Below are 16,513 nucleotides of genomic sequence, written 5' to 3' on the forward strand. Positions count from 1 at the left end.
TGAAGTGCTGCTGCCATGGTCAAAAGAAACCTCAACGATTTGCTGTCTTTCGTCACGGTGGCGCGCGAAGGCAGCTTCACGCGAGCTGCCGGGGCGCTGGGCGTCACCCAATCGGCGCTGAGCCAGGCAATCAGTGGGTTGGAAGCACGCTTGCAGATCCGCTTGCTGACGCGGACCACCCGCAGCGTTTCGCCGACCCTTGCGGGCGAACGGCTGTTGCACGCCATCGGTAATCGCTTCGATGAAATAGAAGCCGAGCTGGATAGGCTCACGGAAATGCGCGACAAGCCCGCGGGCACCGTGCGCATCACCTGCGGCGATCATGTCCTGCGCACGACCTTGCTGCCCAAACTGACCGGGCTGCTGCACGATTACCCGGATATCAATGTCGAGTTCGACGTCTGCTACGAATTTCGGGACATCGTGGCGGATCGTTTTGATGCGGGCGTGCGCCTGGGCGATACCATCGACAAGGACATGATCGCGGTCCCGATCGGCCCTGCGTTGCGAATGGCTGCCGTGGCTTCGCCAGCGTACTTTGCCAATCGTGCCATTCCCGGGCATCCGCGCGACCTGGTGAACCATCGTTGTATCAACCAGCGCATGCCGACATCGGGCGGGCTCTATGTGTGGGATTTCGAGCGACGGGGCAAGCAGGTGAACGTGCGAGTAGATGGCCAACTCATTTTCAACACGTCGACTCATATCGTGCAGGCGGCAGTCGCTGGGCTGGGCATTGCCTATCTGCCAGAAGAGGAGTTTGAACCCCACCTTCAAGAGGGGCGGTTGGTGCGCGTGCTGGAAGACTGGTGTCCGCCGTTTTCAGGCTACTATTTGTACTACCCCAGCCGGCGGCAACCTTCGCCTGCGTTTACATTGGTTGCCAATGCGTTGCGTCAAGCCGATTAAGGGCGAGCGATGCTTCAAATAAGGGGGGCGGCGCATGTCTACTAGTTCATGCAAACGTCGATTCGTGGATACGATTTTCAAGTAGTCATAGTCGTAACACTTAGTAATTCATATGCTAGCCCTTATGAGAATCTCGATATCCACCAAGTGATATAGGTTTCAAGGTAATTATTTGACCATGATATGTATTTCAAATCTTGGTGGCTGCTCAGGTGTTTTACAGTCAGTGTCCCGGATTTATTTGCTGGGTGTTTTTCGAGTACGGTGTCTGATGCTTTCGGAAAGTAGGATATGGAAAATAATCGTCCATTTATAAAGCCGAATTGCGCAGTGCCGGTGTTGCTGTCTATCTTGTAGTAGGGTACTTCAAATATTTTTAAGGAGAATTTTTTCCGCAGAAGGCCACTGTTTTTTTCTAAGCTTTCTAGAGTTGTAGGCTTGTAGCCTTGCGCCTCAAGGGAGCTCAAGGCCAGATCAATATGGCTGCAGCTGTAGAAATTATTTATTAGCAGGGGTGGCGACTCCTCGCAAATACGTTCAATACTCACAGGTTCTTGGTATCTGAGCACGATGGCAGCAGAAGCCACAGGCACCATGGTAATTAGTGTTGCTGTTGTTTTCGACAGTTTAAGAATAGTATTGATAGTATGCATCTTCAGAGCTCGCCTCTGTCCTTAAGGTTGAAATTCCACTTCTTTTCCCGCATTGCGTTCGTTGCGCTGCGCGGTGTAATGAGATGGTCGCCATGGAGTTTTCGGAAAAAGCGCCGCCGATACTGTGGCAATCGCGAGTGTGCTGTCAGTGGTTTATCTTCTGAAGACCGCCCCTTGACGAGGCGGTGACGCAGAGACCGTTTTGATATCGCTATAAATAAATATAAGCAAGAAGGATTAGGTCGAGTCCTAGGATGATTCTGCCAAAATTGCAGAGATTTCCAACGCTTTCTTTATAGCTATTCTTATAGAGGCACCACCATGGTCCGGCCACTACAATACTTTGGCCCTTTTTTGCATGTGGATACGCCATTATCATCAGACTTATATAAAATAGCCCCAGTATTAAAAAACATATTTGATCATTGTTTGTCCTGTTCAGAGCCGTTAAGCCGGACTTGCACAGCTTGTTCAATCCGCCTCTAGGCGATCAATGTCGGCATTTCAAACTCAGTGTCTATTTTTCATCTGGTGCATAGGTGAAAAAACCTCATCTTTGGTTTCCGAGAATCCAGTTTTAAGGCTTGCTCTTTTTACGGCTTCTTCTGCTGATGCATGATCCGCATAGACTCCTATAAATTTTATATCGTCATTTCTATCTGGCATTTGATGTGTGTGTATGACTATGTAAACAAAATTCATCACGGGATCTCTATAGTTGTCGGGTTCGAACGCACGATCACTCTATTTCCTTGTTTTATTATGCTCCGATGCGAGTCCTTTGTTGTATCCATTTTCTCCGTATTTTTTGCCCAAAAGACGATCAGCAAAATATTTTGCAGATTCGCCTTTGAATGATCTTTCTCCGTTAGCCCAGTTTGGGATGCCCTTGGCTCCATTTTTTCCGGACAGGTCAGCTATTGGTTTTTTTTCTTCTGCGTCAGGTTCGGATTCGCTTAGTAGCTTGTCGATAAGATACCAATTCAGTCCTACGCGTAGACCGGCACCAATAGCCCTCCAATAATAGTTTCAGCGTCAGGGCGGTGAGAGATTGAGGCGGTCGACAATGTTTTCAATAGTGGAACGCTACGTTCTGTGCGAATGAGTGGATCGTAGCGCTCTAGGCATTACATGTTTTGTGTCGGTGAGTCACCACCAAGATGGCGCATGCAGTGATGCATTGAAATCTAAGGACTTTAAATAACTAAGTAGAGCCAAATCTCTAACCAATATCATTCCTTCGTGACCTATTGTACATGCTTGCCATTCAGGGTTTTCGGGGCTGTAGATACATAGGCTGTCACAATTTTTTACTATGATGTTTTTTTCTTGGGTGATGTTATTTATTAATGCGTCGGTCATCCGAAGTCGCTGAGTGCAGCTGGCAATAACGTCATTTGTGTAAGTGGTAACTGGCGCTGCATTAACTGTGATTGATTTATAAACGCTGGCGCCTAATATGGTATCGATGGTGGAGTCCGGATGCAACCAGGCAACTAAGTCAAAAGGTGCCTGATTTGCAAGTGCAGAAATCAAGTCCATTTGCCTCTCAAAGTTGTTTTCTTCAATGTAGATCATTTTGAGTGCCTCTGAGGTATTGTTTGTTTTCAGTGTGGTTTGGATGGTTTGTGGTCATCGAAGAAAGTCGTTTGTAAATCATTATAGGCGTAGCTAATGTTTACGTTGTCCGCTGTGACGGTAAGAGGTTGCTTGTTTGCGTCATAGTGACTTTTAATGTGTTGCCAAAGTCATCAGTGATAGTTGTAATGGTGTTTAGGTTTCACTAAATAAACGTTACGGCTTGGTGCAAGCCGTAACGCTAGGAAACTGATAGGTGGGTCATCAAGTTTAAATTGTTAATTCCAATTTTTCCTCGTGCTCACACTGGCTTTTTCATGGTTTCAACGGTTCCCACTATCCAAGCATTTATCTATTCCAATCTGCTCGCGATCTGCTCGAGTAGCTAGTGTGAGAAGTAATGTTTTTTCATTTGTTTAATAACTGTCGTTTAGTCCGCTTTGCTTGAAGGGGGAGCGCAAGGCTGTTTCGATGCAATGAGCATCGCAAAGCTAAATTCTTGTCGCAGGTTGCTGGTTTTTACATTAAATTAAGTGCCGCATTTGGCAGCAATCCGCTGCCGCCAAGTTATAGAAAATGTGTAGAAGCCTATGTTTGGGTTGAACTCAACCCCTGCACGCAATACCCCCTTGCAGTACTCACTGATGAGACCACTATCATTTATACGGCTCCATCCAGTTGACTCGAGACCTGATTTGTAATAATCGAAAATTTGGCTTTGGGTCAGTGCGGTCTTATATCGTTTTGAAACTATCGCTGTGCTCATCTTGTGATTGCTCGATTCGTTTATGAGTACAGCACCACCAGGAGGGCGGACTTTCTCAGCTTCACTAATAAGGACTGAAATCCCCACGTAGCTATTTTTTTTCTCTCTTTGACTTGTAGTCCAGTAAAAAATAGTGGATAGGACAATCAAGGCAAGAATGGCCTTGGCCGACAGGATGAGGTGGTTTGTTTTGTGCTTCATTATTTGTTTGTCTGGCTGTTAACTGACCCAGGAGTTGCCGCACCACCACCAATCCCAACTCCGACATTTATTGCTGCGCCGGCAGCGTTTCCAGCAAAAGCACCGCCAAAACCGTAGTAATAGTTGGCCGATGCTCCATGGTCAGTCAAATAGTCATTCAACTGAAGTTTTGATGGCATGAGCGGGGATAGAAGAAAACCAGCTGATGCATTTATGCCAAACCCACTGCTCGGGTATCCGCGTGTAACACCGCAGCCACAAAATCCGTCACCATATCTGGTGTAAGTCACGCTGCATGTCATCATATAAACACTTGCCTCGGCAGAGACATAATCTGGTGCATAAAGATTCTGCCATGTTGAGGCTCCCCTTGCTTGTGCAGCCTGAACTGCAGGTGAACTCATAGTAGATTGCGCTTTCCCGTAGTTAGAAAGTTGATCCGCACTCATGCCGCCGACTCCTGGGAATGCTGATTGCTGCCCCCAGAAATCGAACTTGGAAATTGGGTTCCCCTCTACGTACCCATAGGTATTAAGGCCACCATTGAGCCCAATCGGATCACTCTGCACATAGCGTCCAGTCTTCGGGTCGTAATCACGAAAATAGTTATAGTGGAGTCCAGTCTCGACATCGTAATACTGACCGGGAAATCGCAGGTTGATTTCCAGTTGTCCGCTGGCTTGCTTTGTACCAAATGCATCGGAAACCCACTCCCATACCTTGGTTCGCGCCGCGTTCGTTGCGATTCGCGGTGTGTTGAGGTGGTCGCTATGGAGGTAGAACTCGGCGCTGTTTGCTGGCGCGCCCGTTGCACCGTAGCTCACACTGATGCCGCCTAAGGGCACCCCGTCGAGCCAGATATAAAACTGACTTCTCAGCTTCTTGCCTTGGTTATCGAATACATGCTCGACAAGAAGTTCGCCACTCAACCCGTAGATAAATACCGTAGTGCCTTGAGAGGTGATTTTTTTGGTTCGTTGGCCGAAAGCGTTGTAGCGGAACCGAGCCTTGACAGCACCCTTGATTTTCACTGTGCTCAGGCGATTCTGCTCGTCGTAGGAAAACTGACGATTGGCGCGGTCTGCGGTCAGGTTGCCTGCCGCGTCGAAGTCTACCGAGTGGGTGCCTGCCTGCGTCAACCGATTGTTGCTCGCGCCATACTGATAAGACGTGCCAGCGGTGACACGCAACTCGCCGTCAATCAACGTGCTGAGCGCCTTTCGGGTGCGGTTACCCGCGGGATCATAAACGTAAGTCATCTGGTTGAAAGCAGTAGATTCTCCTACCAGGCGATCCAGCGGGTCATAACTGTAGCCATGGTTGTCGACTGAGTCGCGTTGCATTTGAGTCATGTTTCCCTGGCCGTCGTAGGTATAGGCGTTGCTCTGGCCGGCAACGGCTTGAGCGGTCAGCCGATAGTCCAGATCATAGGTACGTTGAAGCGTAGTACCGTTGGCCCAGGTCAGGCTTTTAAGCGGACCGAAAGGTTGATACGTGATATTGCTGGCGAACGCGGTCGGCTGCCCCGTGCCGCGCCGGACCTGCACATGGCTGATTTGTCCTGTGGTGTTGCGCGAGTAGACGACGCTGAAACCTGTTGGATAATCGATCCTGCTCAACCGATTGGCGACATCGTATCCATAGCCGATTTGTTCTGGCTGAGTCGTTGTGTTTGCGGGCGCTGTTTGCCGCTGGGCTGTAACGTTGCCTTGGGCGTCGTAGGTGTAATTCAACACCCCGTTGACGTCCTCCACGGCTGTCAGTCGGCCGATGCCTTTGTTACCGGCGGCAATCGAATCGTAGTGGAACTGAACGTCCAGTGCCGGATTCGTCGGATAGCGGCGGGCGGTCAGGCGATTGAGCGCATCGTAGGTAAAAGTCGTGACCACACCACGCGCGTCCACTTGTTGCGTTACGTTGCCTGCGGCATCGTACTGATAGTCAGTGGCGCCGCTGTCAGGGCTGTTCAACCGCGTCAGGTTCCCCAGGCCGTCGTATTGATATTGAGTGGTTACACCCCGTGGGTCGCGGACGTGCGTGAGGTTATCTTGAGCGTCGTACTCAAGTTGAGTGATGCCATTAAGCGGGTCAGTATGCGTCACCCATCGGTTCAGTGAATCAAAGGCCCGTTGGTGACTGTGATTGCGGGGATTGGTCAGCGCGATCGGATTATCGTTGAGGTCGTACTGTGTCTGGCTTGTCTGGCCGGCCGCACCCACTGAGCGCAGCAAACGACCCAGTTCGTCATACACCCATTGATGTTGTTTGGTCAGCTTACCGGTCTTGTCCTTGATCCGTACCGCGGTCCGGTTCCCCATCGGGTCGAGATCAAATTCGATCTGTTCCCCTGCGTTATTGGTCACTCGGATGAGCCGCCTTGCGTCGTCCCATGTGTAAGTCGACCAGCTATTGTCTGCACGAATGATCTTGGTGATGTCGCCCACGGCATTGTGCTCAAGGCGAACAGTGTCGGTTGCGGTACTCAACGACTTCACCCAGCCTTGTGGTGCATAAGTCAGGTTTGTAATAACACCATTGGAATCGACAACTGTCTTAGGGTTGCCGGCGGCGTCAAAGTTGGAGAGTGTGGTGGTGTGCTCGAGCGCGTTGATAATGCGCGCCAGATGTCCTTTGGCATCGTAAGCGTAGCGGGTAATGTCGCTGACATCTGTTCGGGGCCCATCTGACGACTCCAGCTGCCCCTGGGTATTGTAGGTGAGCGACCAGCCACGTTCGGCGGCTTGGCAAAGAGGAAGGGTGGTAATGGTTCCGCCCAAAGCGAGGGCGAGCAGAGCAACCTTGCATGTCAATGTGTTCATATTCAGATCCTTCTGAATTAACGTGAAATTGTTGTTTTACTGAGTTGGCGCCCTTGAGTGTCGTAGGTGTAGTGAATGGAGCGATCCGGTTCGTTTATGCGCACTGGGGAATACAGCGTCGGGTGCCATTCGGTGGTGGTTGTTCTCGCTTGAGAAGTGCCGCTCGCTTCCGTGCGAGAGGTTTCCAGGCCTCGGTCGTTGTAGAGATAAGTGGTTATATTGCCGTTGTTGTCTGTTTTTGTTGTCAGCAGACCGCGGGTGTCGTAGGTGAAAGTTGAGTTGCTGTCGGGACAATTGGCTGATGGAAGGCCCGCAATGGACTTGATGCGTTTGACGCCTTGAATCAATTCAAATTGATATCGAATTTTCTTACCCAGTGCGTTGATTACCGTTGATGACCCATCAGGGTTGTAGTCGACTGAGATTTTTTCCATACCGGCTGCGTGTTCACTCGTAATGGCGCGCCCTTGATCATCATAAGTCCATGTGGCATAACGTACCCCGCGCTCATCTATAATGCCGGTCAGCAGTCTGCTACCTTTCGGGTCTTCGTAGAGATATTGTTTATTCTCCGTATGGGTCGGATAGGTTTTGGTCATGGAGGTTAGCTGTTTGTAATTGTTGAAGGTATAGCTAATGCTTACGTCGCCCGCAGTAACGGTAAGAGGTTGTTTTAACGTGTCCTCGGTAAATTTTAAGGTGTTACCAAAACCATCAGTAACGGTCGCAACGTTGTCTAAATAGGCGATGCTCAGCGCGCTACCTGATTTAATAAGCGCAATTAACCTTCCGTTGCTATCAAATTCAAGTGAGCGATTATTGCTGGCGTGATAGCTCCAACGGTCCGACTGATAAACGAGTGTTCCTGTTTCGGGTGGCCTCGCCTCATAAGATGTCCCATTTTTTTCAAAAAAGGATCGACTTCCATCAAGGTGAAAAAGCGTGGTCAAGTTTTCTTCGAGGCTGAGCCTGGATGAATAACTGTGCGCCATACGCCATCAACGCTTCTGTAGAATCTTGAGAAGTTAAGTGGATTTGCACTTGGGTGTGAATGCGCAGTTGAGTAATCGTTCTCCGTTTGTATTTTGTAGCCTGTCGCGAAATTTATTGGGTTTCCCGCCAGGCTCAAGGGGCAGCCACTGTCGAGGCCTTGAGTCTCGCATTGGCCTGATGACTTATTGAATTGTTGGTTTTCGCTGCATGTGTTGCCGCTGCGGAGAATGGCTACAGCGCCAAAAGAGTCGTTTAACGGATCCTTGCCATATATCATGTGGCAATACCAGATGTGATCTTCCTCCGTTGCCACCGCTGGCGTGTAATTCCAGGTTTCTTCATATTCTTCATGTAACCATCTACAGGCCAATTCGGGTGAGGGTTGTCGCTCTTGAAGGTGTTTCGGGAATTGTTGAATCGTCCAGTAATACTCTTCTGCCAGCGTAAGAAAGCTTGCTGTAAGTGATAAGAGCAATAGAGAGTGCGTAAAAAGCTGTTTGTGTAGCATTTCAGGATTCCTTCTGATGTCAGATTGTTGCTCCCCTAAATGATGTCGAAATTGATCGCTGTAAAACGATACATATATATTGTGTTTGTAACCTTGTGTTGTGATCCAGCAAAGCAATCGCCACGCTGGCAGTCAGGGAAACGGCCAGTAGCCACCGATCGCCGTGCGTCGCCTACAATCACTTGTGTATCTGACCTCCCGCGGGCGTAGGACAACTTTTCCCGCCTAGTCGCTTTCAGAACACGTTTCGTCGTCCATGTGCAATCGCCAACCCCCGGGAGTGGCAAGCTGTGAGAATGCCTCGGACCAGGTGCGCCAAAGACACCTGGCCGGAGAGCGAGAATGGCGATCGGATGTGCCACGCTACCGTGACGTGGGCCGGACGCCGCAGCCAAGACTCCGGACGGCTGCCGCTATGCGGCGGTGTCGTTCGAGATGCCGAGGTACGTTTATGCCCGATGAGACGCTTCACCTGCCCATGATCCACAGCGTGCTTGCGCGCGAAAAGGACACCCCCGGTGCCTTGCTGCCCATTCTCCATGCCATCCAGGCAGGCTGCGGGTATGTCCCCGACAGCGCCGTCCCGGAGATCGCCCACGCCCTCAATCTCAGCCTGGCTGAAGTGCGCGGGGTCATCAGTTTCTACCACGATTTCCGTACCACGCCGCCGGCGCGCCATACCCTGCGCCTGTGCCGGGCCGAGTCCTGCAAGAGCATGGGCGCCGAAGCCCTGGCTGCGCAGTTGCGCGAGCAACTGGCGCTGGACGATCACGGCACCAGCGCCGACGGCAGTATCAGCCTGCGGCCGGTCTATTGCCTGGGCGCCTGCGTCTGCTCGCCGGCCCTGGAACTGGACGGGGAGTTGCATGCGCGGATCACGCCCGAGCGCCTGCGTCAGTTGGTGAATGACTGCAGGGAGGAGGGCGCATGCTGACGCTCTGTATCCCCCGCGATTCGGTGGCCCGTGCCGTGGGCGCGGACAAGGTCGCGGCTGCGTTGGCCGTTGAGGCTGAACGTCGACAGTTGCCGTTGCAGGTGTTGCGGACCAGTTCCCGTGGCCTCTATTGGCTGGAGCCACTGGTTGAGTTGGAGACGCCTGAAGGGCGCTTGGGTTTTGGCCCGGTCACGGCCCAAGACGTGCCGGCCCTGCTCGATGCGCTGGCCCATGATCCGGGCGGCCATCCTGCTGCCCTGGGACTGGTGGAGAACATTCCTTATCTGAAAAGCCAGCAGCGCCTGTTGTTTGCCCGTGCTGGCATCACCCGGCCCTTGTCCCTTGATGACTATCGTGCCCAAGGCGGGTTTCTCGGCCTGGCCCGGGCGATCCAGATGGATGGCGCCGAGGTGGTCGCCAGTGTGCTGGAGTCCGGCCTGCGCGGCCGCGGCGGCGCGGCGTTCCCGGCGGGCATCAAGTGGCGCACTGTGCGTGACGCGCAGGGGCCGCAGAAGTACGTGGTCTGCAATGCCGACGAAGGAGACTCCGGCACGTTTGCCGACCGCATGCTGATGGAAGGCGACCCCTTCCTGCTGATCGAAGGCATGATCATCGCCGGCATCGCCGTGGGCGCGACCATGGGCTACATCTACGTGCGTTCGGAATACCCGGACGCCGTCAGTACGTTGAACGACGCGCTGCACATCGCTCGCGAGGCCGGTTACCTGGGCACGAACGTGAGCGGCAGCGGTCGCGCCTTTGAGCTGGAAGTGCGAGTCGGCGCCGGCGCCTATATCTGTGGCGAGGAAACCGCGCTGCTGGAATCCCTCGAGGGCAAGCGCGGCACGGTGCGCGCCAAGCCGCCGCTGCCGGCGCTGCAAGGCCTGTTCGGCTTGCCGACGCTGGTGCATAACGTACTGACCCTGACCTCGGTGCCGATCATCTTGGAGAAAGGCGCGCAGTTCTATCGCGACTTCGGCATGGGCCGCTCCCTGGGTACGATGCCGTTCCAACTGGCCGGCAACGTCCGTCATGGCGGCTTGGTGGAGCGCGCTTTCGGCCTGAGCCTGCGGGAGTTGGTGGAAGGTTATGGCGGCGGTACCGCCAGCGGTCGTCCGCTGAAGGCCGCGCAAGTGGGCGGGCCGTTGGGCGCCTGGGTGCCGCCTTCGCAATTCGATACGCCGCTGGACTACGAAGCGTTCGCCGCCATGGGCGCGATGCTCGGCCACGGTGGTGTGGTGGTCGCCGACGACAGCCTGGACATGGCCCAGATGGCCCGGTTCGCCTTGCAGTTCTGCGCCGAGGAATCCTGCGGCAAGTGCACGCCGTGCCGGATCGGTTCCACCCGTGGGGTGGAAGTGGTGGACCGCTTGATCGCCAGCACCGAAGCCGGTGACCGCCAGGAACAGGCCCTGCTGTTGCAGGACCTGTGCGACACGCTGCAATACGGTTCGCTCTGTGCCCTCGGTGGGATGACGTCCTACCCTGTCGCCAGCGCCCTCAAGCATTTCCCCGCCGACTTCGGTCTGGCGACCACGGAGGCTGACCAATGATCACCATCTTCGATCCCAGCACCGATATCGACCTGGGCACCCCGGCGCGTGACAGCGACGTGCAGGTCAGCCTGACCATCGACGGGCGCGAAATCAGCGTCGCCGCCGGCACCTCGGTCATGCGCGCCGCGGCCATGCTCGGCACCACCATTCCCAAGCTCTGCGCCACCGACAGCCTGGAAGCCTTCGGCTCCTGCCGCATGTGCCTGGTAGAAATCGACGGCATGCGCGGCTATCCCGCGTCCTGCACCACGCCGGTAACGGAGGGCATGGTGGTGCGCACGCAAACCTCCAAGCTCGCCACGCTGCGGCGCAACGTGATGGAGCTGTACATTTCCGACCACCCGCTGGATTGCCTGACCTGTTCGGCCAATGGCAACTGCGAGTTGCAGACCGTGGCGGGGCAGGTGGGCCTGCGCGAAGTGCGCTACGGCTACGAGGGCGCCAACCACTTGGCCGAGGCCAAGGACGTTTCCAACCCGTATTTCGACTACGACCCGAGCAAGTGCATCGTCTGCAGCCGCTGCGTACGCGCCTGTGAGGAAATCCAGGGCACCTTCGCCCTGACGATCACTGGGCGCGGTTTCGATTCCCGGGTGGAAGCGGCCGGCGGTGACAACTTCCTCGATTCCGAATGCGTGTCCTGCGGTGCCTGCGTGCAGGCGTGTCCGACGGCGACCCTGATCGACAAGAGCGTCGTGGAGATCGGCCAGCCGGAGCGCAGCGTCATCACCACCTGCGCCTATTGCGGCGTGGGCTGTTCGTTCCGCGCCGAGATGAAAGGCGAACAACTGGTGCGCATGGTCCCGGACAAGAACGGCCAGGCCAACCACGGCCATTCCTGCGTCAAGGGCCGCTTCGCCTGGGGCTACGCCACGCACCCGGATCGCATCACCAAACCGATGATCCGCAAGCACATCAACGACCCGTGGCAGGAAGTCAGCTGGGACGAGGCGGTCACCTATGCCGCCAGCGAACTGCGCCGGATCCAGCTCAAGTACGGGCGCGATTCCATCGGCGGCATCACCTCCAGCCGCTGCACCAACGAAGAAACCTACCTGGTGCAGAAACTGGTGCGTACCGCGTTCGGCAACAACAACGTCGACACCTGCGCCCGTGTCTGCCACTCGCCTACCGGTTACGGTCTCAAGCAGACCCTGGGCGAGTCCGCCGGCACGCAGAACTTCGACTCGGTGATGAAGGCCGACGTGATCATGGTGATGGGCGCCAATCCCACCGACGCGCACCCGGTGTTCGGCTCCCAGCTCAAGCGCCGCTTGCGCCAGGGCGCACGACTGATCGTCATCGACCCACGGCGCATCGACCTGGTGGATTCGCCCCACGCCCGCGCCGAGCTGCACTTGCAACTGCGTCCGGGTACCAACGTGGCGATGCTCAACGCGCTGGCCCATGTGATTGCCACCGAAGGTTTGATAGACCAGCCTTTTGTCGAGGCTCGCTGCGAGGCGGCGGACTTCGCCCGCTGGCGCGATTTCGTCAGCCAGCCGGAAAACTCGCCCGAAGTCCTCGGCCCGGTGTGTGGCGTGCCTGCCGAGCAGATCCGCGCCGCCGCACGGCTCTACGCCACTGGCGGCAACGCGGCCATCTACTACGGCCTCGGCGTTACCGAGCACAGCCAGGGCAGTACTTCGGTCATGGGCATTGCCAACCTGGCCATGGCCACTGGCAACATCGGTCGCGAAGGTGTCGGGGTGAACCCGCTGCGTGGGCAGAACAACGTCCAGGGCTCCTGCGACATGGGCTCGTTCCCCCACGAACTGCCCGGCTATCGGCACATCTCCAACGAAGCGGTGCGCGCCGAGTTCGAGCAAGCCTGGAACGTGACCTTGCAACCCGACCCGGGCCTGCGTATCCCGAACATGTTCGAGGCGGCGCTGGACGGCACCTTCAAGGCGCTTTATTGCCAAGGTGAAGACATCGCCCAGAGCGACCCCAACACCCAGCATGTGACGGCCGCGCTGTCCGCGCTGGAATGCGTGATCGTCCAGGACATCTTCCTCAACGAGACGGCCAAGTTCGCCCACGTGTTCCTGCCGGGCAGCTCGTTCCTCGAGAAGGATGGCACCTTTACCAACGCCGAACGCCGCATCTCCCGCGTTCGCAAGGTGATGGACCCGTTGGCCGGCAAGGCCGATTGGGAAGCCACCATCGCCTTGGCCGACGCCCTGGGCTACAAGATGCACTACAACCATCCTTCGGAAATCATGGATGAAATCGCCCGCCTGACGCCGACGTTCACCCGCGTCAGCTACGCCGAACTGGAGCGCCACGGCAGCCTGCAATGGCCGTGCAACGATGCCGCGCCGGACGGCACGCCGACCATGCACATCGAGCAGTTCGTGCGCGGCAAGGGCCGCTTCATGCTCACCGGCTACGTGCCCACCGAGGAGAAGGTCAACAACCGTTATCCGCTGCTGCTGACCACCGGCCGCATCCTCAGCCAATACAACGTCGGCGCCCAGACCCGGCGCACCGAAAACGTCGCCTGGCACGAGGAGGACCGTCTGGAAATCCATCCGACCGATGCCGAGAACCGCGGGATCGTCGACGAAGACTGGGTCGGCATCGGCAGCCGTGCCGGGCAAACGGTACTGCGCGCGAGGGTGACCGAGCGAGTGGCACCGGGCGTGGTCTACACCACGTTCCACTTCCCGGAATCGGGCGCCAACGTGATCACCACCGACAACTCCGACTGGGCCACCAACTGCCCGGAATACAAGGTCACGGCGGTGGAGATCGTGCGGGTCAGCCAGCCTTCGGAATGGCAGAAGCGTTACCAGGCGTTCAGTGATGAACAAGGGCGCCTGCTGAGGGAGCGTCGCCATGCCGAGAAAGCGGAGGTGCGTCGATGAGCTCTGAAAGTCTGATCAAGATGGCCAACCAGATCGGTCAGTATTTTGCCAGTGAGCCGGACCACGCGGTGGCGGTGCGTGGTGTATACCAGCACATCAAGAGCTTCTGGACGCCGACCATGTGCCGCGACTTGATGGCCTGGCAAACGAAACATCCCGACGCTGTCCTGCACCCGTTGGTATTGGCGGCGTTGATGGAGTTTGCAGAAGCGGCTTAGGAAGGAATGCTGTAGAACCTGCACACAGCCCCGGCCGGCGCCCTCGTCAACGACGAAGGGAACCGACCGGGGCTGTGTGTATTTCAGTTATTGAAAAATCAGTTCCGGGATGGATGAGCCGCCCAGTGTTTCATTTCTTCGGCAATGAAGTGGCTCACCAGGTCGCTGTACATTTTTTCGATGGCATCCGGGCTCAGGCCCTCGGCCTCGGCCCATTCCCGCCGTGTCGCCAGCATCGCCTTGAAACGCTCCGGCGCCCGTACCGATGTCGCCAACGTCTTGAACTTCGAGGCCGCGAGTACGTATTGAAAACGTTTGCCCAGCAGTTTGATGACGGCCTGATCGAGGGCATCGATTTCGCCTCGGATGTCCTCCATGTTGACGCATTCCGAGGGTTGTAGCCGATTGCAGACTTCCATGTGGATCACTCCTTTGGTTTGAGCAGGATCGGCCCGGCCTGGGCCGATGTTCTGATGTGGGGTTAAAAATCCCAGTCCTCGGCGCTGATGACCCGGCAAAAGGGCCCGGCCAGCGTTGTGTTGTGATGGGCGATGATCACGGGCGCCTTCACGTCCAGCGTGTCGGCACACGTGTGACCATTGGCGATCAGCACGGCATCGAAGCCCAGGTCCCGGGCGGCACGGCACGTGCTGTCGACACAATACTGGGTTTTCATGCCTGCAATCACCACACCTTCGGCGCCACAGGCCTTCAACTGCTCGGCCAGACCGGTCATGGCAAAGGCATTGGGACGGGTTTTTTCGAAGATCACCTCGTTGCCTGCCAGCCGCAATTGCGGGAGCAGTTGCGTCAGTGGACTTCCCGGCTCGATAGGCGAGCCAGGCGGACCGACATGGCGAGCCAGGAAGACAGGGGCACCGGCGCTGTGAGCCTTGGTCAACAGGGCATTTAACGTATCCAGCAGCGCTTCACCTGCCCAAGGTTTATCCGGGCCGTGAAACAACCCAACTTGCATATCGAGAATCAACAGTGCGTGCATCGTGCTTTCCTTGCGTTTGGGCCAGCGACGCAAGGGCAAAAGAAAAGGCCCTTACCATCGACTGGCGGGCCTTTGAGATACGTGTGTTATTCGCTCACGACACCTCACGACCCGCCTGGGCGGTCGTGGTCGTGGTGGTCGAGGTGATCTTTGGGGCATTCATGGTGCTGACAATATCGGCACGCCGTTGGGTTTGGCAAGCGGGGGTGTGAACTTGCTTGTGAACGCGGTGGCGACTGTGCCGCCGCCATCGCGAGCAGGCTCGCTCCCACAGGTGGCTTGGACTGGTCGCAATCGAGGTACATCACCGATCAACTGTGGGAGCAAACCTTCGAGAATGCGTTGCTTGATGACGCCGAACACACCTGTGGCGAGGGATGCGCAGCAGTCGTAAACACCGGGCGCTGCGCTGTGCCTGACGAAACACTGTGGCTGGGTTGGGGCCGCTTCGCAGCCCAGCGCGAGCAAGCTCCCTCGCCACGGGAAGTAAATTCCCAGGAGATTTTCAGACCGCCGTTGGTCCCGCTACAAAGCATCCAAAAGGCGCTCAGCCTCTCAGGCAGATTGCCAAACCTGAATGTCCCAGGCCAATGCGATTCCCCTGTGGGAGCAACTGTCTTGGATGGTTTATTTAGCCACCGCCATCGCGAGCAGGCTCGCTCCCACAGGTGGCTTGGACTGGTCGCAACATCGAGGTACACCACCGATCAACTGTGGGAGCGAGCTTGCTCGCGATGGCATTTGACCCGTCAACCACGATCCCAAAACCGCCGGACTAGTCGCCCGAGTCTTCCGGTTCCAGCGCTTTCAGCCAGCGGTTCTCCGAACGGCTCAGATGCTGGCGCATCGAGGTTTGGGCACCGAGTACATCTTTGTGGGCCACGGCGCGCAGGATCGCTTCATGCTCGATGACCGCAGCTTCCCATGTCAGGGCATTCTCCGCATGCTTGCTCAGGTGCGCCGAAATCGGATTGTGTCGTTCATCGAACAGGGCCGTGATGATCCGCACCAGGGCAGAGTTGCCGCTCATCTTGGCCAGGCGCTGATGGAATTTACGGTCATCCTCCAACGGCGGCAGGCCGCTGGCGATGCTTGCGCGCATGGCGTCGATGCAGTCCTGCAGATAGCGGTAGTCACTTTTCTTGCCATGCAGACACGCCAGGATCACTGACTCACCTTCGATCAACGCCCGCGCCTGCATCAGTTCCGAAGGGCTCTCGCCCAAGGTCATGCTCGGGTGCCTTGCATCCTTGGAGATGGCGCGCACGTACACGCCGGAGCCCATCTTGATTTCGATGTCGCCGTCTATTTCCAGGGCGATCAGGGCCTCGCGAAGCGACGGCCTGGAGACTCCCAACAGTTGGGTCAAATCACGCTCGGGAGGAAGCCGAGCGCCTGGTTTGAAATCCCCCTGGGCGATGTAGCTGCGCAGTTGATCGGCGATTTTCTGATACGGCTTGCGTTCGGCGGCGTTGATCGGCGAGACCATGGGGTGAGCGTCCATCGGA

General features: G+C 56.1%; 15 protein-coding genes. 5 read left to right on the top strand and 10 right to left on the bottom strand.

Annotation, left to right across the window (positions count from 1 at the left end):
- The first annotated feature begins 15 nt into the window (after positions 1-15).
- The gene (locus M1D99_RS13570) at positions 16-909 is read left to right on the top strand and encodes a LysR family transcriptional regulator (RefSeq protein ID WP_434575866.1); all 894 of its coding nucleotides are present in this window, start codon (positions 16-18) and stop codon (positions 907-909) included.
- 122 nt (positions 910-1,031) lie between these two features.
- On the opposite strand, the gene M1D99_RS13575 is transcribed toward M1D99_RS13570, so the two are convergent.
- The 7 genes from M1D99_RS13575 to M1D99_RS13605 form a co-directional block, all read right to left on the bottom strand.
- Complete coding sequence (locus tag M1D99_RS13575; protein WP_434575868.1) at positions 1,032-1,562, bottom strand: hypothetical protein; 531 nt, start codon at positions 1,560-1,562, stop codon at positions 1,032-1,034.
- 510 nt (positions 1,563-2,072) lie between these two features.
- Positions 2,073-2,264 (bottom strand): hypothetical protein, encoded by a 192-nt coding sequence (locus M1D99_RS13580; protein WP_434575870.1) that lies wholly within the window; start codon positions 2,262-2,264, stop codon positions 2,073-2,075.
- Between the two features lie 447 nt (positions 2,265-2,711).
- Positions 2,712-3,140 carry a hypothetical protein gene (locus M1D99_RS13585; RefSeq protein WP_458132017.1) on the bottom strand — a complete coding sequence of 143 codons (429 nt, stop codon included), beginning with the start codon at positions 3,138-3,140 and terminating at the stop codon, positions 2,712-2,714.
- Between the two features lie 529 nt (positions 3,141-3,669).
- On the bottom strand, positions 3,670-4,107 hold the full coding sequence (locus M1D99_RS13590; protein ID WP_434575874.1) for a hypothetical protein: 438 nt from the start codon (positions 4,105-4,107) through the stop codon (positions 3,670-3,672).
- Positions 4,107-6,926 carry an RHS repeat-associated core domain-containing protein gene (locus M1D99_RS13595; RefSeq protein WP_458132018.1) on the bottom strand — a complete coding sequence of 940 codons (2,820 nt, stop codon included), beginning with the start codon at positions 6,924-6,926 and terminating at the stop codon, positions 4,107-4,109. The genes M1D99_RS13590 and M1D99_RS13595 overlap by 1 nt, the downstream gene beginning before the upstream one ends.
- A gap of 17 nt (positions 6,927-6,943) precedes the next feature.
- Entirely contained in the window at positions 6,944-7,876 is a 933-nt protein-coding gene (locus tag M1D99_RS13600; RefSeq protein WP_458132019.1) for an RHS repeat domain-containing protein, read from the bottom strand.
- Positions 7,873-8,427 carry a DUF6531 domain-containing protein gene (locus M1D99_RS13605; RefSeq protein WP_458132020.1) on the bottom strand — a complete coding sequence of 185 codons (555 nt, stop codon included), beginning with the start codon at positions 8,425-8,427 and terminating at the stop codon, positions 7,873-7,875. Before M1D99_RS13605 ends, M1D99_RS13600 begins: the two co-directional genes overlap by 4 nt.
- Positions 8,428-8,878: 451 nt before the next feature.
- Between M1D99_RS13605 and M1D99_RS13610 the strand changes: the two genes are divergently transcribed.
- From M1D99_RS13610 to M1D99_RS13625, 4 genes are read left to right on the top strand one after another with little or no spacing between them, the layout of a single operon-like run.
- A complete protein-coding gene (locus M1D99_RS13610; RefSeq protein ID WP_186704805.1) occupies positions 8,879-9,361 on the top strand; it encodes a formate dehydrogenase subunit gamma in 483 nt (160 codons plus the stop codon).
- Positions 9,355-10,914, top strand: a complete 1,560-nt coding sequence (locus tag M1D99_RS13615; protein ID WP_434575878.1) for a formate dehydrogenase beta subunit — start codon at positions 9,355-9,357, stop codon at positions 10,912-10,914. The genes M1D99_RS13610 and M1D99_RS13615 overlap by 7 nt, the downstream gene beginning before the upstream one ends.
- On the top strand, positions 10,911-13,787 hold the full coding sequence (gene fdhF / locus M1D99_RS13620; protein ID WP_458132021.1) for a formate dehydrogenase subunit alpha: 2,877 nt from the start codon (positions 10,911-10,913) through the stop codon (positions 13,785-13,787). The genes M1D99_RS13615 and fdhF overlap by 4 nt, the downstream gene beginning before the upstream one ends.
- Complete coding sequence (locus M1D99_RS13625; RefSeq protein ID WP_186704808.1) at positions 13,784-14,005, top strand: formate dehydrogenase subunit delta; 222 nt, start codon at positions 13,784-13,786, stop codon at positions 14,003-14,005. Before fdhF ends, M1D99_RS13625 begins: the two co-directional genes overlap by 4 nt.
- Positions 14,006-14,103: 98 nt before the next feature.
- Here M1D99_RS13625 and M1D99_RS13630 read toward each other — a convergent pair whose 3' ends face one another.
- The 3 genes from M1D99_RS13630 to M1D99_RS13640 form a co-directional block, all read right to left on the bottom strand.
- The gene (locus tag M1D99_RS13630; protein ID WP_434575880.1) at positions 14,104-14,424 is read right to left on the bottom strand and encodes an isochorismate lyase; all 321 of its coding nucleotides are present in this window, start codon (positions 14,422-14,424) and stop codon (positions 14,104-14,106) included.
- 62 nt (positions 14,425-14,486) lie between these two features.
- On the bottom strand, positions 14,487-15,005 hold the full coding sequence (locus M1D99_RS13635; protein ID WP_434575882.1) for a cysteine hydrolase family protein: 519 nt from the start codon (positions 15,003-15,005) through the stop codon (positions 14,487-14,489).
- A gap of 775 nt (positions 15,006-15,780) precedes the next feature.
- Positions 15,781-16,494, bottom strand: coding sequence for a FadR/GntR family transcriptional regulator (locus tag M1D99_RS13640; protein WP_186728727.1), 714 nt, complete (start codon positions 16,492-16,494; stop codon positions 15,781-15,783).
- Positions 16,495-16,513 lie beyond the last annotated feature (19 nt).

The sequence above is a fragment of the Pseudomonas sp. R3-41 genome, assembly GCF_054161485.1.